Source organism: Escherichia sp. MOD1-EC6819, assembly GCF_002965765.1.
Lineage (GTDB): Bacteria > Pseudomonadota > Gammaproteobacteria > Enterobacterales > Enterobacteriaceae > Escherichia > Escherichia ruysiae.
Map to the genome: position 1 here is coordinate 1 of NZ_PTRG01000010.1, position 20,077 is coordinate 20,077.

The window sequence follows — 20,077 nt, forward strand, 5'->3', positions numbered from 1 at the left end:
CTATTTGTGCCGTCATTTTCGGGGCTGAAGGATAGGAAGATATAGAGGATTTTGGAGAAACACATCTCGATTTTTTGAAGCAATATGGTCATTTTAAAAATGGCATCCCCGTTCACGATTCCATTGCCAGAGTTGGATCCTGTATCAGTCCTGCAAAATTTTAACTGGATGCGTGACTGCCATTCCTCAAATGATAAAGACGTCATTGCAATTGATGGAAAAACGCTCCAGCACTCTTATGATAAGAGTCGCCGCAAGGGAGCGATTCATGTCATTAGTGCGTTCTCAACTACGCACAGTCTGAGCCCCTTTGGCAGATTAAGACGGATGAGAAATCCAATGAGATTACAGCTATTCCTGAACATCTTAACATGTTGGAGATTAAAGGGAAAATTATCACAACTGATGTGATGGGTTGCCAGAAAGATATTGCAGAGAAGAAATCCGTCTTCATATTGTTTGCGATGTCCCTGATGAACTTATTGATTTTACGTTTGAATGGAAAGGACTGAAAAAATTATGCGTGGCAGTCTCCTTTCGGTCAATAATAGCAGAACAAAAGAAGGAGCCAGAAATAACGGTCAGATATTATATCAGTTCTGCTGATTTAACCGCAGAAAAGTTTGCGGCAGCGATTCGAAATCACTGGCACGTGGATGTGGTAATGAATGAAGACGACTGCAAAATAAGAAGAGGAAATACAGCAGAATTATTTTCAGGGTTCAGGTATATCGCCATTAATATTTTGACGAAATATAAGGTATTCAGGCAGGGTTAAGACGTAAGACGCGAAAAGCAGCCATGGACAGAGACTACATCGCATCAGTCCTTGCGGGAAGCGGGCTTTAGTAATCTTGCTCTGGTTTTCAATTAAATACCAAAAATATGAAAGCGTGAAGGATGAAAAATACCCAGAAATTCTGATTTATTATGGTATTAAAGGTTCGGGGATAAATAGAGTAGATGGATGATTTTTCTCATGTACAAAGGATGGGGGAGCTCGTGGTTTAGGTTTAATTTGCATGGCTGACGTTGGTGAAAGTCGCTATTTTAAATCTGCAAAAATATCTATGGATAAGAATAATTTGATTATAAAGATGAGTAATGTAGAAATAGTATTTAAGATAGCAAAGTGAATATTTATTTTAACAGTATTTATGTTTTTTAAAAAGAGAAAAATGGTGTACGATTATTGGTTTACAATACAATTAATAGTGAGATAATCAAGCATTGAGAACTGTTACTTCCTAAAAATAAAAAAGTACAAAAATTAATGCAGCTCGGAAAATAGTGGAATAATTCACGCTCAGATGAAGTTGATAATATTTTTACCAACAAAATGCTTCCCCGCAAAAACGCTGCCCCACAAATATCATTCTCCATCGTCTACACTTACTCCTGTAAACCGTTCAGGAGCAGTAATGAATCAGCAACGATTTGATGACAGCACCCTTATCCGCATTTTTGCTTTGCACGAGTTACACCGTCTTAAAGAGCGAGGCTTAACTCGCGCGGCGCTTTTCGATTATCACAGCCGCTATAAACTCGTATTTCTGGCTCATTCTCAGCCCGAGTACCGCAAGCTCGGCCCGTTCGTGGCAGATATTCACCAGTGGCATAATCTGGAGGAGTATTACAACCAGTATCGCCAGCGCGTAATTATTTTGCTTTCTCACCCCGCCAACCCGCGCGATCACACCAACGTTTTGATGCACGTTCAGGGGTATTTTCGTCCCCATCTTGATTCCACAGAACGTCAGCAACTGGCGGCGCTTATCGACAGTTATCGATGTGGCGAGCAACCGCTTCTTGCGCCGCTGATGCGTATCAAACACTATATGGCGCTTTATCCTAATGCCTGGCTTTCAGGGCAACGTTATTTCGAACTTTGGCCGCGTGTTATTAACTTGCGCCATGCAGGAGTTTTATGACCACCCATCTGGTCTGGTTTCGCCAGGATTTACGTCTGCACGATAATCTCGCGCTGGCTGCTGCCTGCCGCAATTCATCTGCACACGTGGTGGCGCTGTTTATTGCCACACCGCAGCAGTGGGCAGCGCATAATATGTCGCCGCGTCAGGCTGAACTTATCAATGCTCAACTGAACGGGCTACAAATCGCGCTGGCGGAAAAAGGTATTCCTTTGTTATTTCATGAAGTGGATGACTTTGCTGCCAGCGTCGAAATGGTTAAACAGGTGTGCGTGGAAAACGGCATTACCCATTTGTTTTATAACTATCAGTATGAAGTGAATGAGCGAGCGCGGGATGCTCTGGTTGAGAAAACGCTTTGTAACGTGGTGTGTGAAGGATTTGATGACAGCGTGATCCTGCCACCTGGCGCGGTGATGACCGGTAACCATGAGATGTACAAAGTCTTTACGCCATTTAAAAATGCCTGGCTGAAACGGCTGCGGGAAGGGATGCCGGAGTGCGTCGCTGCACCAAAAGTACGTAGTAGCGGATCGATAGACCCCGCACCATCCATTTCGCTGAATTACCCTCGTCAGCCTTTCGACACAGCATATTTCCCGGTGGAAGAAAAAGTGGCGATTGCGCAATTACGCCAGTTTTGCCAGAACGGAGCAGGGCTGTACGAGCAACAGCGTGATTTCCCGGCAGTGGAAGGCACCAGCCGTTTGTCCGCTAGTCTGGCAACGGGAGGATTATCGCCTCGCCAGTGTTTACATCGCCTGCTGGCGGAACAACCGCAGGCGATGGAGGGCGGGGCAGGTAGCGTCTGGCTTAATGAGTTGATTTGGCGCGAGTTTTACCGTCACCTGATAACGTATTACCCCTCGCTGTGTAAACATCGTCCGTTTATTGCCTGGACTGACCGCGTACAGTGGCAAAGCAATCCCGCGCATTTAAAGGCCTGGCAGGAAGGCAAAACGGGATACCCGATTGTCGATGCCGCCATGCGTCAGCTTAACAGCACTGGCTGGATGCATAACCGTCTGCGGATGATCACAGCTAGCTTTCTGGTGAAAGATTTGTTGATCGACTGGCGCGAAGGGGAGCGGTATTTCATGTCGCAGCTGATTGATGGTGATTTGGCAGCCAATAACGGTGGCTGGCAGTGGGCGGCTTCCACCGGAACCGATGCTGCGCCGTATTTTCGTATTTTCAACCCGACAACCCAGGGCGAGAAATTTGACCGCGAAGGCGAGTTTATCCGCCAGTGGTTACCGGAGCTGCGCGATGTGCCGGGAAAATCGGTGCATGAGCCGTGGAAGTGGGCAGAGAAAGCGGGTGTGAAGCTGGATTATCCAGAGCCGATTGTCGATCACAAAGAAGCGAGAGTACGAACGCTGGCAGCGTATGAGGCGGCGAGGAAGGGGAAATAACAGACGCGTCGGGCAATTGTGCCCAGTTGCCGGATGCGGCGTGAACGCCGTATCCGGCCTGATAGTGCAAATTTAATGAGCCATTCAGGCGTGATAAGACGCGTCAGCGTCGCATCAGGCGCTTATTAAGACTCCAGCGCCAGCGCGCGGTTTCTGAATTTCAGCGTCTGGTACAGCCAAATCATCAGTACCAGTCCTACACACGCCAGTGCGCCCCAGGTGATTTGATCAAACACTTCAATATATGCATTGATGGAATAGTTGATCGCCCCGGAAGCATCAAACGAAGCTTGCGATGTCTGATCGGCAATGACGCCAGCCAGATAGTTCGCAATCGCGCCGGAAAGCAGCATATAAATTCCGGTTAATACGCCGGTCACGCCGGGGATTTCAATACGCGTAATTTGCGACATGGCTACCGGATCGATAAACAGTTCGGCAAAGCCCATCACTGCCAGCCCCAGAACCATCAGCGGCAGGGAAGAGTGTCCATACATCGCAGACCAGCGGGCGCTTAAGGTCAGAATGCAGAATCCGGCGCTCATCAGACCGAGGCCAAGAGCAAATTTCCCCCAAATGCGCACGGTACGATTTCCCGCGACGCTCTCTTTTACCACCCACGCAAGGAACATCCCACACAGCATGACTGCGAAGGCATTAATCGACTGGAACATCGCCGTAGGAACGGTATAACCGAAAATATCGCGGTTAACGAAACGGTCGATATAAAGGCTAATCGAACTGCCGCCCTGTTGTGCGAAGGCCCAGAACAACATACTGAAGAAGGTAAGGGTAACAATCAGCCCCAGTTCTTTACGCTGTTTCTGATTTTCTGCCTGGCGATAAATTTTTGCCAGCACCGCCAGTCCAATCACCGTGGCAACAACTAAGGCGTATACCGACCATTCTTTCCAGAACAATACAGTAATCAGCGCAGGTGTTGCGACCAGCAGAACCAGCAGCCATCCCCAGTTCGGCAGGAGAAAGTTTTTCGCACACAGCACCTCCTTATTAACGCCCCGAGTATGAGCGAAATGACGATTGCCGCATAAGAAAATGACCAGCCCGGCGATCATCCCGACCGCAGCCAGGCCAAAGCCCATTGCCCAGCTGTATTCTTCCTGGGCGTAACCACAGGCGATAGGGGCGATAATAGAACCCACGTTACCTGCCGCATACATCAGCGAGAAACCGCCATCACGACGCGGATCGGTTGGCTCATAGAGTTCGCCAAGCAGGCAACTGACGTTGGATTTAAACAGGCCATAGCCGCAGACGATAATCGCCAGCGACAAATAGAGGAATGTCGGATGGATCTCGCTGGCGCCCAGCACCAGATGCCCGATCGCCATCAACAACGCTCCCAGCATTACCGCCATACGGTTGCCGAGCACTTTATCGGCCAGGAAACCGCCAAGAATTGGCGTGACATATACCAGTGAACAGTAGGCACTGAATAACGCGTAAGCGTGGGTATCGTTGTACTTCAGTTGATTGGTGAGATAGAGAATCAGCAGGGCGCGCATTCCGTAGAAGCTAAAATATTCCCAGATTTGTAGCGCGACAACGTAGTAGATAGCGCGCGGCTGTGATGCGTGTTTATTCATAATAATTCCACAGTTGGATGCGACGCCACGTAATAAAAGCGCGGTGTGCGTGTGTTTCCTTAAAGTTAAAACCTTGATACAGATCTGATTATTTATGCAATATGCTGTCTGTTTGCATAAATATACATGAACTGAGGTGTGGTGAAATAAACAATTTGCGCCTTTTGGCCGCCTGTTTGTTTCTTAATATGTCAAAAGATTGGCTATCGACGAACAGGCGAGGTAACGCTATGTTAACGGTGTAGCTATCAGAATACGGAAGGCGCGAAGATGAAAAACACCGAACTGGAACAACTGATTAACGAAAAACTGAACAGCGCGGCGATAAGTGATTACGCGCCGAATGGTTTGCAGGTGGAAGGCAAAGAGACGGTGCAAAAAATTGTTACCGGTGTCACCGCCAGCCAGGCGCTGCTCGATGAAGCGGTGCGTCTGGGCGCGGATGCGGTCATTGTGCATCATGGCTATTTCTGGAAAGGCGAATCGCCGGTAATTCGCGGCATGAAGCGTAACCGTTTAAAAACCTTGCTGGCGAATGATATCAACCTGTATGGCTGGCATCTGCCACTGGACGCACATCCGGAGCTGGGTAATAACGCACAACTGGCGGCGTTACTGGGGATCACGGTCATGGGCGAAATTGAGCCGTTGGTGCCGTGGGGCGAACTGACCATGCCTGTGCCGGGGCTGGAACTGGCTTCCTGGATTGAAGCGCGTCTGGGACGCAAGCCGTTGTGGTGTGGCGATACCGGACCTGATGTAGTGAAACGCGTCGCCTGGTGCACGGGCGGCGGGCAAAGTTTTATCGATAGCGCCGCGCGTTTTGGTGTGGATGCATTTATTACTGGCGAAGTTTCTGAACAGACCATTCATTCAGCCCGCGAGCAGGGATTGCATTTTTATGCCGCAGGTCACCATGCCACTGAACGCGGCGGTATTCGCGCGTTGAGCGAGTGGCTGAATGAAAATACCGATCTTGATGTGACCTTTATTGATATTCCTAATCCTGCATAACGAATAATCAGAGGGATCGAAAGTGCAACGAGCGCGTTGTTATCTGATAGGTGAAACGGCGGTAGTGCTGGAACTGGAACCGCCAGTGACGCTGGCTAGCCAGAAACGGATCTGGCGACTGGCGCAGCGTCTGGTGGATATGCCGAATGTGGTGGAAGCCATTCCCGGCATGAACAATATCACGGTGATTTTGCGCAATCCTGAGTCGCTGGCGCTGGATGCCATTGAGCGTTTGCAACGCTGGTGGGAGGAGAGTGAGGCGCTGGAACCGGAGTCACGCCATATCGAAATCCCGGTGGTTTACGGCGGCGCTGGCGGGCCGGATTTGGCGGTGGTCGCGGCGCATTGTGGGTTGAGCGAAAAACAGGTTGTTGAATTGCACTCCTCCGTGGAATACGTGGTCTGGTTTTTAGGTTTTCAACCGGGCTTCCCGTATCTCGGGAGCTTGCCGGAACAACTACACACGCCACGGCGCGCTGAACCGCGCTTGCTCGTTCCGGCAGGTTCTGTCGGGATCGGCGGGCCGCAGACCGGTGTTTATCCGCTGGCAACGCCGGGTGGCTGGCAGTTGATTGGTCATACTTCACTCAGCCTGTTTGATCCGGCGCGTGACGAACCCATCTTATTACGTCCTGGAGATAGCGTGCGCTTTGTGCCGCAGAAGGAGGGAGTATGTTGAAAATTATTCGTGCGGGGATGTATACCACCGTGCAGGATGGTGGTCGTCACGGTTTTCGCCAGTCGGGTATCAGCCATTGCGGCGCACTGGATATACCCGCGCTGCGCATTGCTAATCTGCTGGTGGGGAATGATGCCAACGCTCCCGCACTGGAAATTACGCTCGGTCAGTTAACGGTTGAATTTGAACGCGATGGTTGGTTTGCCCTGACCGGCGCAGGTTGTGAAGCGCGGCTGGATGATAACGCCGTCTGGACCGGCTGGCGCTTGCCGATGAAAGCAGGCCAGCGTTTAACCCTTAAACGTCCGCAACATGGTGTTCGTAGCTATCTGGCGGTGGCGGGTGGTATTGATGTCCCGCCAGTGATGGGGTCATGCAGTACCGATCTCAAAGTGGGGATTGGCGGGCTGGAAGGGCGTTTACTAAAGGATGGTGACCGACTCCCGATTGGCAAAGCGAAGCGGGATTTTATGGAAGCACAGGGCGTTAAACAGCTACTGTGGGGCAACCGCATTCGCGCCTTGCCGGGGCCGGAATATCATGAGTTCGATCGCGCCTCGCAGGATGCATTCTGGCGTTCGCCCTGGCAACTTAGCCCGCAAAGCAACCGGATGGGCTATCGCTTGCAAGGGCAAATCTTAAAACGCACCACCGATCGTGAACTGTTATCTCACGGTTTGCTGCCGGGCGTGGTGCAGGTGCCGCATAACGGGCAGCCCATTGTGCTGATGAACGACGCGCAAACCACCGGCGGTTACCCGCGCATTGCCTGCATTATTGAAGCCGACATGTATCATCTGGCGCAAATCCCACTCGGACAGCCCATTCATTTTGTCCAGTGTTCACTGGAAGAGGCACTAAAAGCGCGGCAAGATCAGCAACGTTATTTCGAACAATTAGCGTGGCGGCTGCACAATGAAAATTGACCTGAACGCCGATCTGGGCGAAGGCTGTGCCAGTGACGCTGAACTGTTAACGCTGGTTTCCTCAGCCAATATTGCCTGTGGATTTCATGCAGGCGACGCGCAAACCATGCAGGCTTGCGTGCGTGAAGCAATAAAAAATGGCGTAGCGATTGGCGCGCACCCGAGTTTTCCCGACAGGGAAAATTTTGGTCGTAGCGCCATGCAACTGCCGCCGGAAATGGTTTATGCCCAGACGCTGTATCAAATTGGCGCGCTGGCAGCGATTGTCCGTGCAGAAGGTGGTGTGATGCGCCACGTCAAACCGCACGGTATGTTGTATAACCAGGCGGCGAAAGACGCACAACTGGCAGATGCCATCGCCAGAGCGGTATACGCTTGCGATCCGGCATTGATTCTTGTCGGGCTGGCGGGAAGCGAGCTGATCCGTGCAGGCAAGCGTAATGGCCTGACAACGCGCGAGGAAGTGTTTGCCGATCGCGGTTATCAGGCTGACGGCTCGCTGGTGCCGCGAAGCCAGCCAGGCGCGTTGATTGAAAACGAAGAACAGGCGCTGGCGCAGACGCTGGAGATGGTGCAACACGGCAGAGTCAAAAGTATCACCGGCGAATGGGCGAAGGTCACGGCGCAAACGGTCTGCCTGCATGGCGACGGCGAGCACGCACTGGCGTTCGCCCGCCGACTACGCGCTACATTTACCAAAAAGGGGATTGTTGTCGCAGCATAATCCCGCTGAACAAAGAACGAAAAAAGGATATCACCATGCCTGAAGGCCCGGAGATCCGCCGTGCAGCGGATAACCTGGAGGCGGCGATCAAAGGCAAACTACTAACTGATGTCTGGTTTGCCTTCCCGCAGTTAAAACCGTATCAATCACAACTTATTGGTCAACACGTCACCCATGTGGAAACTCGTGGTAAGGCGTTGTTAACTCATTTTTCTGATGGTTTAACGCTCTATAGCCATAATCAGCTTTACGGCGTGTGGCGCGTGGTTGATACCGGCGAAGAGCCGCAGACCACGCGGGTGCTGCGGGTAAAACTGCAAACGGCTGACAAAACCATTCTGCTTTATAGCGCCTCGGATATTGAGATGTTGACCCCGGAACAACTGACCACACATCCGTTTTTACAACGCGTTGGCCCCGATGTGCTGGATCCGAATCTGACGCCGGAGGTGGTGAAAGAACGGTTATTATCGCCGCGCTTTCGTAATCGGCAGTTTGCTGGATTACTGCTCGATCAGGCGTTTCTGGCAGGGCTTGGCAATTATTTGCGGGTGGAGATCCTCTGGCAGGTCGGGTTGACCGGAAGTCATAAAGCGAAAGATCTCAATGTGGCGCAACTGGATGCACTCGCGCACGCGCTACTGGATATTCCGCGTCTTTCTTACGCTACGCGGGGGCAGGTGGATGAGAATAAACATCATGGGGCGCTGTTTCGCTTTAAAGTTTTTCATCGTGATGGCGAGAAGTGCGAACGCTGTGGCGGCATCATTGAGAAAACCACGTTGTCATCGCGCCCGTTTTACTGGTGTCCAGGCTGCCAGCACTAGGCCGACCGCTTCGGCGCATAAGTTGAAATAAACCGCGCAATGGCAGGCCCCGTCAGCAAAATACTGAACAAGCGCAGGGTTTGCATCGCCATGATGAACGCCATATCGGCATTGCTCCCTGCGGCGATGACCGCCACCGTATCAAGCCCGCCGGGGCTGGTGGCGAGATAGGCGGTCATAAAATCAATATGCATAAACCGGGTCAGCCCCCACGCCATACCCGCACAAATAGCCAGCAGAGCAAAAATCGACAGCAGGATTTGCGGTAGTGGGCGCAATGCCCGCAGTAATATTTGTTTATCGAAACCAAGACCAATCCGCCAGCCAATTGCCATATACGCCATCGCCAGCAGCCATTCTGGTAGTTCGATGGTGATGAGCTGACCAGACTGGAGCACTGCGCCCGCCAGCATCGGGATGAGCATCGTGCCGGAAGGAAGACGTAGCAGGCATCCCACTGTACCGGCAACCACTGCGAGCAAAATCGTAAGCATGAGATTAATGCTCACTGGCGGGAACCAGATGATCTGTTGATTAACCGCTTCAGCGTTATCGCCCAGCATCATCCGCGTAACCAGAACTGCCGCACCTGCGACAAACAGTACCCGCAGATATTGCATAAACGCCACCAGACGGATATCTGCGCCGTAATCCTGCGCCATAGCGACCATTGCCGCCGCGCCGCCGGGGGAGGAGCCCCATGCACCGGTATTCCCAGGCAGTGAGCTATAGCGCACCAATAACCAGCCCACGATGGCGCTGGAAAGCAGCGTCACCAGTAAAATAGATAACACGATCGGCCAGTTAACGGCCAGGGTGGTGAGAATCGAACCAGTGAGGTTTTGCGCAATCATGCAGCCAAGAATGGCCTGCGCAGCAAGAAAAGCGGAGCGAGGGAGTTGCAGAGTCATTCCGCGCATACTGAAGATGATCCCGGCGATCATCGGCCCAAGTAATAGCGCCGCCGGGAGATGTACCGCGAGGAAGCCAATAGAAAGGAGAAGTGATAGTACACATAACATTCCCCACTGCAAAACTGGCATCCTTCGCTCCTTCATTATTATCTCTTTGGTGTATCGATACAGCATAAAGAAAGCCGGGTCTGGAAAAAATAACGGTAATCAAGGAAAAGGAGGAAATGAGTAATTATCTGAATGCGATACCCTTCTCGACTGAAAAGGGCATCATCTCGATTCAGTTGTAGTTAATCTTAAAAAGCACCACAGTATCGAAGGGACCAGCCTCGATGGGGGGGCCTGGTATGGATGACAATTCGGCGGTAAAGTTTTTTTCATAAACTAACATGTCGCTGGTGAAATCGGCATATTCGCTGTATTTATTGAAGGTATAGGGCGAGGCGTTTTCGTCCAGTAAACGTAGTTTAAGTCCATTACCAATCAACAATGCTTTATCTTCTTCAACCAACGTTTCTTCGGTATAAAACGAGGAACTGACTTTAAATCCGTCGGTGCACTGGTCATTTTGTGATTTCGTCGTCTTAATACTAAAATTTTTTGACATCGTGTGACGGCGAATATCCAGTACGTTAAATTTACCAAAATCAATCACCTGTGTTTCAGGCGAAATAGAAAAGTTAACGCTGCAATCCAGTACACGAATGTTTTCCAGACCGGTAATGTGATATTTCAGGTTTTGGGCAGAAGGATCTTCATTAACACTGCCAGCGCCATCGAATTGCACCACAATATAGTCGCTCAGCGTACTTTGATAATCATGCGGCGGCATTTCACGAACTTTAACATAGAGCCGCATACGAGCGAGAAATGTACGCGACATATGAATATTGTTGGAATCGCCGGAACAAATCTTATTTTGCCACCCCATAGCAATGATCTGCTCTGGTGTGTAGATATCAATTTTCTTGCTGTCGATACACTGGTTGGTGTCGATTCGACTTTTCCCGAGACTGGCATCGTAATCAACGCCGTTATATGTTACGCCAAGTTGATAATAGCGATCCTGCATTCCGGGGTAGGGGTTTACCCAGGCATAAACATGCTCGCTTTCAAAGTTGCCGTTAGTATTGTTGTCACAATAGACGGGAATTTTAATATCGTCAGATTCCCAGATTTTATCGCCAGGTTTAGCATTGCCCGGCACAGCAAAGGGTTGAATAGCTTCTGATTTTTCTACAGATCCGCCAGATGAGCCAAAATAGCAGTTCAGCGCCAGCGCAGACTTCAACGGCAGAAATAACAGACAGATAACGAACAACAATCCCTTGCCAGTACTCATTTCTTCGCCTCCACCGCCTGTAAACGACATTGTCCGTTACAGTTCAGAGTATTCATCCGTAATGCGCCGTAATCATCCATGTAACCCAGGTAAAATTGATTACCGTTATAGCTTCCTGTATGAGTTATGACGGTGCTAAAAGGGGCAATCATCACCGATTTAAAACCGGGGATCACACCTTTATCATTTTGCCCAAGATAGGCAATCGTCAAGTAATAGGCGGTAGGGTTTTTCAGGGTAAGTTCGTTGCCCTTCTGGCTAACCTGTAACTGTAACTCTATGTGTTCACCTGTTTTCTTGCGCAATGCCGCAGGTCGCCAGAACAACTTAATACGGCTTTGGATCGCGACCTGAAGTATCGCATGGTCGCTGCTTTTATCCGGCGCTGGCGGAATTTCGCGCATGTTGTAGTAAAACAGCGTTTCACGATCGCCGGGCAACTGTGTGGTTGACGCTTGCTTTACAATCCGCACCTGCGATGTTGCTTTTGGTTCCAGGCGCTGTATTGGTGGCAGGGCGACCAGAAGATCGTCGCTTTTCTCCCCTTTATCATTTTCTATCCAGGAATATGCAAGGTAAGGCAGTTTGTCACTCTGGTTTTCTATGCGCAGGCTGGTGGCTTTGTCGTTGGCGTTAAACACAACTCGTGTGCGATCGGGTTGCACTGCAGCGTTGCTACCCAGGCTGACGGCTAACAGAATCAGGGGTAATCCTTTAATAAATGTCATTCTCTTTTCCTTAATTAATGACAAGGTAAAATCAGGCGATTGGTCGTATCTTCCAGACGTTCTGGCAGATGAATAATGCAACTTTGTTTATCGCCCCAGAGCACAGTAAATTGCTGGTTTTCAGCTACTCCGCCAAGCCAGGCATGGCCTTCCTCGCTAACCATACCGACACTAATTCCACTGCCATTCTGCTGAATATTGGCACCGAGAGGGGGATAGTGACCGCTGGCGTCGCGAATAATAATGTTAACGTCTTTACCAGAACGGGAAGCCAGCGATTTGTAACCAATAGCGCCTTCAATCCACGTTTCTTTGATGATATTTTCAGCAACCGTTACGCCATCAGGTAAATCATTCATGTTGACTGCCACGGTGGAAGGTTGGTAACTGGAAATTAGCGGCACTACCGCAATACCAAAATGGTTGGTGTAGTCGAGATTACCCTGAACCGGAATATTTGCCACGCCGTCGGTGCTGACCATCAGCCGAGGCTCATTGGTTGAACTGCGGCGATGGAAGGCTGCGCCATATTGAGTGGCGGTAAAGGAACCGCTCCAGCTACTGCTGACAGAGCTGTAATCATTGGCGGCATAAGTGCCAGACAAATCCCATTCGCCGGCTGAACTCAGGTGTTGATAGTTACCACTCACCTGGGCGCCATTGTCAGGACGGTCGGATTGCAGCCCGGCAGACATGCCCCAGCTATTACGTTCATCCAGCGTATAGTTCCACGACATGCGGTGCGTGGTGCTGTTACTACTGTTTTGCATGTCATAGCCGACTCGACCACCGTTACCGATAGGTAATGAAATCGACAGGTAAATCTGGTTGTCGCGATCTTTGTTTTCGTAGTGGGTTGTGTTGAATGACGTCGAGATCGATATATCTTTCCAGTCACTGATATCAATATTAAAACCTGCCGTTATGTTGGCGGTCGTGGAGGTATTTGCGTTCCACCAGGTCTGATGTAACAGGTTGGCGTACAGGTTGAGGTTCAGAGGGGTTATCGGTTGGCCTACTGATAAGCTGATCGTCTGTTTTTCGTCTTGTGCATCGTTGTCGTTGTATTTGTGATCCAGATAGTTGGCGTAGCTGTGAAAATGACGATCGGAGAAGCGATAAGCAGCGAGTGAAATCGTACTATTTGTGGCGTCCACTTGTTTGCTGTAATTGAAACGGTAGCTTAAGCCCCGCTCGTCCTGCTGGGTATCAAATTGGCTACTGGCCCAGGTGACATCAAATGACAATGCCCCCAGCCAGAGCATATTTTGCCCGATGCCTATTGCGCCAGAATGGTAGTCATCTCCGGAGAGTAGCAAACCGCCATATAACGAGGTATTCGAGAGCATCCCCCAGGATATTTCATTACTAAAAAAGGTTTCATTTTCAGTTTGATGAGACATTGAGGTTCGCGGCTGACCAACAGCAAGTTTATAGCGAACCTGACCCTGGCGCGTCAGGAAGGGCGTCGAGGCGGCCGAAACCTGAAAGTTGTTCACCCGACCATCGTCTTCCGTTACTTTGACATCCAGCGTACCCTGGACAGACTGATTGATGTCATCAATGATAAACGGGCCTGGCGGGACTTTTTTCTGATAAATAACTCGCCCCGAATGACTTACGGTGACAGTGGCGTTGGTTTGCGCGATACCGCTGATTTGTGGGGCGTAACCACGCAATTCCCAGGGCAACATCCGGTCATCGCTGGTCAGTGCCGCACCGGTATAAGAAAAACCGTCGAAAATATTGGAACTAAAATCAGTTTCGCCCAGGGTTAATTTCGAACCTAATTGCGGTAGTGGGCGAAAAAGATAAGTACGTGATATTCCGCCGCTCTGGTCATGGGCATCGTCGCTTTCGGAGCGGCTCAGCTGGTAATCGCTGCGTAAGCGCCATGCACCCATGTTAATACCGGCAGTACCGTAAGCGTTCAGGTTGGTGTTGCTGCTACTGCCCTGTGGACGGTAGTTGCTGGCAAACAGGTTGTAATCCATCAGGACACCGGCTACACCTTCTTTCCATGTTGATGGCGGCATCCAGTTTTCTGAGTGCCATGCCAGCCACGCTTGCGGAATGGTGATATTGAGTTGCTGATTGGCTTGATCGAAATTGAAGAGTATTTCTGGATGCGAACTAAAATCAACACACTGATTTATCTGTACTAATGATTGACGGAAGTCTGGTTTTAAACCAAATTTATCCACCAGTGATTCATCGATGCACGGAATGGTTTTATCACCGCTTTTTTGCCAGCTAATTTTTTTCCCGTTACTTATTTGGTTATTATTAACGGTAATGCTAACAAAATATTCACCGGGGGCAATCACCCCTTTGTCTTTTAATAATGAAATATCAATGCTATCACGCATCGATTTGTCGAGGACGCTCAGGTTAAATTCGACCGCCAGCGCGGACGGCATTACCATCGTCAGGCAGGAAATAAAAGAAAGTCGATAAATATTCACGGTGTCCATACCTGATAAATATCTGCAGAAAGGCGGCTACGTCGCCGCCATAATTATTCTTATTTATAATCCAGAACGTAGGTCGCGTTAGCGGTTACGGCACCGGCAGTGACATTGACTGCATTGTCAATTTGTTCCATCCAGGCAAAGAAGTTCAGCGTTTGTTCTGTTGAGCTTGCATCCAGGTCGAGGTCTGGCGCAGCTGTACCCAATACGATGTTTGTGTCATTTTTGTCCATCAGTCTTACGCCGACACCTGTTGCTTCGCCAGCACTGGTATTGCTCAACAGAGGTGTTGCCCCCGTCGTTTTAGCCGAACCGTCGAAGGTTACGGCAACTTTGGATATTGGCGAACCGCTACCATTATCAGAACCTGGCAGGTCACAGTTTATTAAGCGAATGTCGACGGCCACTTTATTGCTGTGATGATCCCGGTTTATATGGGTTGTCGTGACTTGTCCAAGGTCAATATTTTTATCAACATCATCTGGATGAATGTCACAAGGTGCTTCAATAATTTCACCTTTAAAGTGAATTTCACCAGAGCCTTCGTCTGCGGCATAAACAGGAGCAGTGAACAACAGAGATACGGCCAATGCGGCCAATGTTTTTTGTCCTTTAAACATAACAGAATCCTTTAAGGAAATAGAAAAATAGTATAGCTCTACCAGATTATCTGATTTTGCGTGTGGAGTGTTTTTAGTTTTGCTTAAAAATATATTTAGTTTTATTAAATGCAAATGCAATTGATTGGTGTTGTGAATTAATTAAGGCGTAGAAAATAGAAGTGAATTATGGATATGCATAATACTCAGTGGATTATAAACAGGACGGAGAGATCAATTATTTTTATGAAGATATTGCATTGACTGCTATTTGAACTGGTTGTTTTTTATTTGGCGTCCGGTTTTTGATTTTATTTTTACAATTTTTTATGCTTAAACCAACAAAAAATAACCCGCCATATAAACGGCGGGCTAAATTATTTGCTGCTCAGTAATCACCGATTAACGTTTGATATCGCTTTTAAAGTCACGTTTTTCATAGCCAGTATACAGCTGACGCGGACGGGCAATTTTCATGCCGTCACTGTGCATTTCGCTCCAGTGGGCGATCCAGCCAACGGTACGTGCCATTGCGAAAATGACGGTGAACATGGAAGACGGAATACCCATCGCTTTCAGGATGATACCGGAGTAGAAATCGACGTTCGGGTACAGTTTTTTCTCGATAAAGTACGGGTCGTTCAGCGCGATGTTTTCCAGCTCCATTGCCACTTCCAGCAGGTCATCTTTGGTGCCCAGCTCTTTCAGGACTTCATGGCAGGTTTCACGCATTACGGTGGCGCGCGGGTCGTAATTTTTGTACACGCGGTGACCGAAGCCCATCAGGCGGAAAGAGTCATTCTTATCTTTCGCACGACGAACAAATTCCGGAATGTGTTTAACGGAGCTGATTTCTTCCAGCATTTTTAGCGCAGCTTCGTTAGCACCACCGTGAGCCGGCCCCCACAGCGAAGCAATACCTGCTGCGATACAAGCAAACGGGTTCGCACCCGAAGAACCAGCGGTACGCACGGTGGAAGTCGAGGCGTTCTGTTCGTGGTCAGCGTGCAGGATCAGAATACGATCCATTGCACGTTCCAGAATTGGATTGACTTCATACGGTTCGCACGGGGTGGAGAACATCATGTGCAGGAAGTTTCCGGCGTAGGAAAGGTCATTGCGCGGGTAAACAAATGGCTGACCGATGGAGTATTTGTAACACATCGCTGCCATGGTCGGCATTTTCGACAGCAGACGGAACGCGGCGATTTCACGATGACGCGGATTATTGACGTCAAGTGAATCGTGATAAAACGCTGCCAGCGCGCCGGTGATACCGCACATGACCGCCATCGGATGAGAGTCGCGACGGAAGGCGTGGAACAGACGGGTAATCTGTTCGTGGATCATCGTATGACGGGTAACGGTAGTTTTAAACTCGTCATACTGTTCCTGGGTCGGTTTTTCACCATTCAGCAGAATGTAACAGACTTCCAGGTAGTTAGAATCGGTCGCCAGCTGATCGATCGGGAAACCGCGATGCAGCAAAATACCTTCATCACCATCAATAAAAGTAATTTTAGATTCGCAGGATGCGGTTGAAGTGAAGCCTGGATCAAAGGTGAATACACCTTTTGAACCGAGAGTACGGATATCAATAACATCTTGACCCAGCGTGCCTTTCAGCACATCCAGTTCAACAGCTGTATCCCCGTTGAGGGTGAGTTTTGCTTTTGTATCAGCCATTTAAGGTCTCCTTAGCGCCTTATTGCGTAAGACTGCCGGAACTTAAATTTGCCTTCGCACATCAACCTGGCTTTACCCGTTTGTTATTTGGCTCGCCGCTCTGCGAAAGAGGGGAAGACCTGGGTACAGAGCTCTGGGCGCTTGCAGGTAAAGGATTCATTGATGACGAATAAACGGCGAATCAAGCACTTAGCAATCCGAATTATTAAACCTGTCTATCACTAATAACTGTCCTGGATGGATTGGTCAATACTTCCACACTGTTACATAAGTTAATCTTAGGTGAAATAGTGACCCCATAACTTTTACGCATTATATGCTTTTCCTGATGATGTTTGTAACAACTTTGTTGAATGATTGTCAAATGAGATGGTTAAAAATTAAATAAATGTTGTTATCGTGACTTAGATCACTGTTCTGGATAAAACCCGACAAAGCATATGTAGGTTAATTGTAATGATTTTGTGAACGGCCTATACTGCCGCCAGGTCTCCGGAACACCCTGCAATCCCGAGCCACCCAGCGTTGTAACGTGTCGTTTTCGCATCTGGAAGCAGTGTTTTGCATGACGCGCAGTTATAGAAAGGACGCTGTCTGACCCGCAAGCAGACCGGAGGAAGGAAATCCCGACGTCTCCAGGTAACAGAAAGTTATCCTCTGTACCCGTAGTCCCCAGGGAATAATAAGAACAGCATGTGGGCGTTATTCATGATAAGAAATGTGAAAAAACAAAGACCTGTTAATCTGGACCTACAGACCATCCGGTTCCCCGTCACGGCGATAGCGTCCATTCTCCATCGCGTTTCCGGTGTGATCACCTTCGTTGCAGTGGGCATCCTGCTGTGGCTTCTGGGTACTAGCCTCTCTTCCCCTGAAGGTTTCGAGCAAGCTTCCGCCATTATGGGCAGCTTCTTCGTCAAATTTATCATGTGGGGCATCCTTACCGCTCTGGCGTATCACGTCGTCGTAGGTATTCGCCACATGATGATGGATTTTGGCTATCTGGAAGAAACATTCGAAGCGGGTAAACGCTCCGCCAAAATCTCCTTTGTCATTACTGTCGTGCTTTCAATTCTTGCAGGAGTCCTCGTATGGTAAGCAACGCCTCCGCATTAGGACGCAATGGCGTACATGATTTCATCCTCGTTCGCGCTACTGCTATCGTCCTGACGCTCTACATCATTTATATGGTCGGTTTTTTCGCTACCAGTGGCGAACTGACATATGAAGTCTGGATCGGTTTCTTTGCCTCTGCGTTCACTAAAGTGTTCACCCTGCTGGCGCTGTTTTCCATCTTGATCCATGCCTGGATCGGCATGTGGCAGGTGTTGACCGACTACGTTAAACCGCTGGCTTTGCGCCTGATGCTGCAACTGGTGATTGTCGTTGCACTGGTGGTTTACGTGATTTATGGATTCGTTGTGGTGTGGGGTGTGTGATGAAATTGCCAGTCAGAGAATTTGATGCAGTTGTGATTGGTGCCGGCGGCGCAGGTATGCGCGCGGCGCTGCAAATTTCCCAGAGCGGCCAGACCTGTGCGCTGCTCTCTAAAGTCTTCCCGACCCGTTCCCATACCGTTTCGGCGCAGGGCGGCATTACCGTTGCGCTGGGTAATACCCATGAAGATAACTGGGAATGGCATATGTACGACACCGTAAAAGGGTCGGACTATATCGGTGACCAGGACGCGATTGAATATATGTGTAAAACCGGGCCGGAAGCGATTCTGGAACTGGAACACATGGGACTGCCGTTCTCGCGCCTTGATGATGGTCGTATCTATCAACGTCCGTTTGGCGGTCAGTCGAAAAACTTCGGCGGCGAGCAGGCGGCACGTACAGCGGCAGCGGCTGACCGTACCGGTCACGCACTGTTGCACACCCTTTATCAGCAGAACCTGAAAAACCACACCACCATTTTCTCCGAGTGGTATGCGCTGGATCTGGTGAAAAACCAGGATGGCGCAGTGGTCGGTTGTACCGCACTGTGCATCGAAACCGGTGAAGTGGTTTATTTCAAAGCCCGCGCTACCGTGCTGGCGACTGGCGGAGCAGGGCGTATTTATCAGTCCACCACCAACGCCCACATTAACACCGGCGACGGCGTCGGCATGGCTATCCGTGCAGGCGTACCGGTGCAGGATATGGAAATGTGGCAGTTCCACCCGACGGGTATTGCCGGTGCGGGCGTACTGGTCACCGAGGGTTGCCGTGGTGAAGGCGGTTATCTGCTGAACAAACATGGCGAACGCTTTATGGAGCGTTATGCGCCGAACGCCAAAGACCTGGCGGGGCGTGATGTGGTGGCGCGTTCCATCATGATCGAAATTCGTGAAGGTCGTGGCTGTGATGGCCCGTGGGGACCACACGCAAAACTGAAACTCGACCACCTGGGTAAAGAAGTTCTCGAATCCCGTCTGCCGGGCATTCTTGAACTCTCCCGTACCTTCGCTCACGTCGATCCGGTGAAAGAGCCGATTCCGGTTATCCCAACCTGTCACTACATGATGGGCGGTATTCCGACCAAAGTGACCGGGCAGGCGCTGACCGTGAACGAGAAGGGCGAAGATGTGGTGATTCCTGGCCTGTTCGCGGTGGGTGAAATTGCTTGCGTATCGGTACACGGCGCTAACCGTCTTGGCGGCAACTCGCTGCTGGACCTGGTGGTCTTTGGTCGTGCGGCAGGTCTGCATCTGCAAGAGTCTATCGCCGAACAGGGCGCACTGCGCGATGCCAGCGAGTCTGATGTCGAAGCTTCTCTGGAGCGCCTGAACCGCTGGAACAACAACCGTAACGGTGAAGATCCGGTGGCGATTCGTAAAGCACTGCAAGAATGTATGCAGCATAACTTCTCGGTCTTCCGTGAAGGTGATGCGATGGCGAAAGGGCTTGAGCAGTTGAAAGTGATCCGCGAGCGTCTGAAAAATGCCCGTCTGGATGACACCTCCAGCGAGTTCAACACCCAGCGCGTTGAATGCCTGGAACTGGATAACCTGATGGAAACGGCGTATGCAACGGCTGTTTCTGCCAACTTCCGTACCGAAAGCCGTGGCGCGCATAGCCGCTTCGACTTCCCGGAGCGTGATGATGAAAACTGGCTGTGTCACTCCCTGTATCTGCCAGAGTCGGAATCCATGACGCGACGTAGCGTCAACATGGAACCGAAACTGCGCCCGGCATTCCCGCCGAAGATTCGTACTTACTAATGCGGAGAC

Annotated in this window: 18 protein-coding genes and 1 pseudogene; 11 read left to right on the plus strand and 8 right to left on the minus strand. The window is 50.0% G+C overall.

The window, feature by feature from the left end; translation table 11 throughout:
- The 3 genes and pseudogenes from A7Z06_RS15185 to phrB all read left to right on the plus strand — a co-directional run.
- A pseudogene (locus A7Z06_RS15185) lies at nucleotides 1-849 on the plus strand (ISAs1 family transposase); the annotation flags it as partial.
- 572 nt (nucleotides 850-1,421) lie between these two features.
- Nucleotides 1,422-1,931 carry a YbgA family protein gene (locus A7Z06_RS15195; protein ID WP_001076011.1) on the plus strand — a complete coding sequence of 170 codons (510 nt, stop codon included), beginning with the start codon at nucleotides 1,422-1,424 and terminating at the stop codon, nucleotides 1,929-1,931.
- Nucleotides 1,928-3,346, plus strand: a complete 1,419-nt coding sequence (phrB, locus tag A7Z06_RS15200; protein ID WP_000207115.1) for a deoxyribodipyrimidine photo-lyase — start codon at nucleotides 1,928-1,930, stop codon at nucleotides 3,344-3,346. The genes A7Z06_RS15195 and phrB overlap by 4 nt, the downstream gene beginning before the upstream one ends.
- Nucleotides 3,347-3,471: 125 nt before the next feature.
- Here phrB and dtpD read toward each other — a convergent pair whose 3' ends face one another.
- Nucleotides 3,472-4,953: a dipeptide permease DtpD gene (gene dtpD / locus A7Z06_RS15205; protein WP_001032668.1), complete on the minus strand. Its 1,482-nt coding sequence runs from the start codon at nucleotides 4,951-4,953 to the stop codon at nucleotides 3,472-3,474.
- 270 nt (nucleotides 4,954-5,223) lie between these two features.
- Here dtpD and ybgI point away from each other — a divergent pair, with 270 nt between their 5' ends.
- Genes ybgI through nei form a run of 5 tightly spaced genes read left to right on the plus strand, consistent with a single transcriptional unit; the run spans nucleotide 5,224 to nucleotide 9,123 of the window.
- Nucleotides 5,224-5,967, plus strand: a complete 744-nt coding sequence (gene ybgI, locus A7Z06_RS15210; RefSeq protein WP_000798867.1) for a radiation resistance protein YbgI — start codon at nucleotides 5,224-5,226, stop codon at nucleotides 5,965-5,967.
- Nucleotides 5,968-5,989: 22 nt separating this feature from the next.
- Nucleotides 5,990-6,646 (plus strand): 5-oxoprolinase subunit PxpB, encoded by a 657-nt coding sequence (gene pxpB / locus A7Z06_RS15215; protein ID WP_001188352.1) that lies wholly within the window; start codon nucleotides 5,990-5,992, stop codon nucleotides 6,644-6,646.
- Nucleotides 6,640-7,572, plus strand: a complete 933-nt coding sequence (gene pxpC / locus A7Z06_RS15220) for a 5-oxoprolinase subunit PxpC (RefSeq protein ID WP_000912703.1) — start codon at nucleotides 6,640-6,642, stop codon at nucleotides 7,570-7,572. The genes pxpB and pxpC overlap by 7 nt, the downstream gene beginning before the upstream one ends.
- The gene (gene pxpA, locus A7Z06_RS15225; protein WP_000687119.1) at nucleotides 7,562-8,296 is read left to right on the plus strand and encodes a 5-oxoprolinase subunit PxpA; all 735 of its coding nucleotides are present in this window, start codon (nucleotides 7,562-7,564) and stop codon (nucleotides 8,294-8,296) included. Before pxpC ends, pxpA begins: the two co-directional genes overlap by 11 nt.
- A 35-nt stretch (nucleotides 8,297-8,331) precedes the next feature.
- A complete protein-coding gene (gene nei, locus A7Z06_RS15230; RefSeq protein WP_001113956.1) occupies nucleotides 8,332-9,123 on the plus strand; it encodes an endonuclease VIII in 792 nt (263 codons plus the stop codon).
- On the opposite strand, the gene A7Z06_RS15235 is transcribed toward nei, so the two are convergent.
- The 7 genes from A7Z06_RS15235 to A7Z06_RS21715 all read right to left on the minus strand — a co-directional run bounded on the left by A7Z06_RS15235 (nucleotide 9,120) and on the right by A7Z06_RS21715 (nucleotide 17,176).
- On the minus strand, nucleotides 9,120-10,166 hold the full coding sequence (locus A7Z06_RS15235) for an AbrB family transcriptional regulator (RefSeq protein WP_105279484.1): 1,047 nt from the start codon (nucleotides 10,164-10,166) through the stop codon (nucleotides 9,120-9,122). The two genes, nei and A7Z06_RS15235, sit on opposite strands and share 4 nt — an antisense overlap.
- Nucleotides 10,167-10,317: 151 nt before the next feature.
- A complete protein-coding gene (locus A7Z06_RS15240) occupies nucleotides 10,318-11,379 on the minus strand; it encodes a fimbrial protein (protein ID WP_000103072.1) in 1,062 nt (353 codons plus the stop codon).
- On the minus strand, nucleotides 11,376-12,107 hold the full coding sequence (locus A7Z06_RS15245) for a fimbrial biogenesis chaperone (RefSeq protein ID WP_000142796.1): 732 nt from the start codon (nucleotides 12,105-12,107) through the stop codon (nucleotides 11,376-11,378). Before A7Z06_RS15245 ends, A7Z06_RS15240 begins: the two co-directional genes overlap by 4 nt.
- Nucleotides 12,108-12,121: 14 nt before the next feature.
- Nucleotides 12,122-14,581: a fimbria/pilus outer membrane usher protein gene (locus A7Z06_RS15250; RefSeq protein ID WP_198599655.1), complete on the minus strand. Its 2,460-nt coding sequence runs from the start codon at nucleotides 14,579-14,581 to the stop codon at nucleotides 12,122-12,124.
- Nucleotides 14,582-14,631: 50 nt separating this feature from the next.
- Nucleotides 14,632-15,198, minus strand: a complete 567-nt coding sequence (locus tag A7Z06_RS15255; protein WP_000472409.1) for a fimbrial protein — start codon at nucleotides 15,196-15,198, stop codon at nucleotides 14,632-14,634.
- 381 nt (nucleotides 15,199-15,579) lie between these two features.
- On the minus strand, nucleotides 15,580-16,863 hold the full coding sequence (gene gltA, locus A7Z06_RS15260) for a citrate synthase (RefSeq protein WP_000785828.1): 1,284 nt from the start codon (nucleotides 16,861-16,863) through the stop codon (nucleotides 15,580-15,582).
- A gap of 205 nt (nucleotides 16,864-17,068) precedes the next feature.
- Complete coding sequence (locus A7Z06_RS21715; RefSeq protein ID WP_122983127.1) at nucleotides 17,069-17,176, minus strand: hypothetical protein; 108 nt, start codon at nucleotides 17,174-17,176, stop codon at nucleotides 17,069-17,071.
- A gap of 380 nt (nucleotides 17,177-17,556) precedes the next feature.
- On the opposite strand from A7Z06_RS21715, the gene sdhC reads away from it, so the two are divergent.
- Genes sdhC through sdhA form a run of 3 tightly spaced genes read left to right on the plus strand, consistent with a single transcriptional unit; the run spans nucleotide 17,557 to nucleotide 20,068 of the window.
- Nucleotides 17,557-17,961: a succinate dehydrogenase cytochrome b556 subunit gene (sdhC, locus tag A7Z06_RS15275; RefSeq protein WP_000263354.1), complete on the plus strand. Its 405-nt coding sequence runs from the start codon at nucleotides 17,557-17,559 to the stop codon at nucleotides 17,959-17,961.
- The gene (gene sdhD / locus A7Z06_RS15280; RefSeq protein ID WP_000254365.1) at nucleotides 17,955-18,302 is read left to right on the plus strand and encodes a succinate dehydrogenase membrane anchor subunit; all 348 of its coding nucleotides are present in this window, start codon (nucleotides 17,955-17,957) and stop codon (nucleotides 18,300-18,302) included. The genes sdhC and sdhD overlap by 7 nt, the downstream gene beginning before the upstream one ends.
- A complete protein-coding gene (gene sdhA, locus A7Z06_RS15285; protein ID WP_000775531.1) occupies nucleotides 18,302-20,068 on the plus strand; it encodes a succinate dehydrogenase flavoprotein subunit in 1,767 nt (588 codons plus the stop codon). The genes sdhD and sdhA overlap by 1 nt, the downstream gene beginning before the upstream one ends.
- Nucleotides 20,069-20,077 lie beyond the last annotated feature (9 nt).

Bases quoted from the DNA above. Each gene is read 5' to 3' on its own strand.
- A7Z06_RS15195 (WP_001076011.1), top strand. From the start codon at position 1,422: ATGAATCAGCAACGATTTGATGACAGCACCCTTATCCGCATTTTTGCT.
- phrB (WP_000207115.1), top strand. From the start codon at position 1,928: ATGACCACCCATCTGGTCTGGTTTCGCCAGGATTTACGTCTGCACGAT.
- dtpD (WP_001032668.1), bottom strand. From the start codon at position 4,953: ATGAATAAACACGCATCACAGCCGCGCGCTATCTACTACGTTGTCGCG.
- ybgI (WP_000798867.1), top strand. From the start codon at position 5,224: ATGAAAAACACCGAACTGGAACAACTGATTAACGAAAAACTGAACAGC.
- pxpC (WP_000912703.1), top strand. From the start codon at position 6,640: ATGTTGAAAATTATTCGTGCGGGGATGTATACCACCGTGCAGGATGGT.
- pxpA (WP_000687119.1), top strand. From the start codon at position 7,562: ATGAAAATTGACCTGAACGCCGATCTGGGCGAAGGCTGTGCCAGTGAC.
- nei (WP_001113956.1), top strand. From the start codon at position 8,332: ATGCCTGAAGGCCCGGAGATCCGCCGTGCAGCGGATAACCTGGAGGCG.
- A7Z06_RS15235 (WP_105279484.1), bottom strand. From the start codon at position 10,166: ATGCCAGTTTTGCAGTGGGGAATGTTATGTGTACTATCACTTCTCCTT.
- A7Z06_RS15240 (WP_000103072.1), bottom strand. From the start codon at position 11,379: ATGAGTACTGGCAAGGGATTGTTGTTCGTTATCTGTCTGTTATTTCTG.
- A7Z06_RS15245 (WP_000142796.1), bottom strand. From the start codon at position 12,107: ATGACATTTATTAAAGGATTACCCCTGATTCTGTTAGCCGTCAGCCTG.
- A7Z06_RS15250 (WP_198599655.1), bottom strand. From the start codon at position 14,581: ATGGACACCGTGAATATTTATCGACTTTCTTTTATTTCCTGCCTGACG.
- A7Z06_RS15255 (WP_000472409.1), bottom strand. From the start codon at position 15,198: ATGTTTAAAGGACAAAAAACATTGGCCGCATTGGCCGTATCTCTGTTG.
- gltA (WP_000785828.1), bottom strand. From the start codon at position 16,863: ATGGCTGATACAAAAGCAAAACTCACCCTCAACGGGGATACAGCTGTT.
- A7Z06_RS21715 (WP_122983127.1), bottom strand. From the start codon at position 17,176: ATGCGTAAAAGTTATGGGGTCACTATTTCACCTAAGATTAACTTATGT.
- sdhC (WP_000263354.1), top strand. From the start codon at position 17,557: ATGTGGGCGTTATTCATGATAAGAAATGTGAAAAAACAAAGACCTGTT.
- sdhD (WP_000254365.1), top strand. From the start codon at position 17,955: ATGGTAAGCAACGCCTCCGCATTAGGACGCAATGGCGTACATGATTTC.
- sdhA (WP_000775531.1), top strand. From the start codon at position 18,302: ATGAAATTGCCAGTCAGAGAATTTGATGCAGTTGTGATTGGTGCCGGC.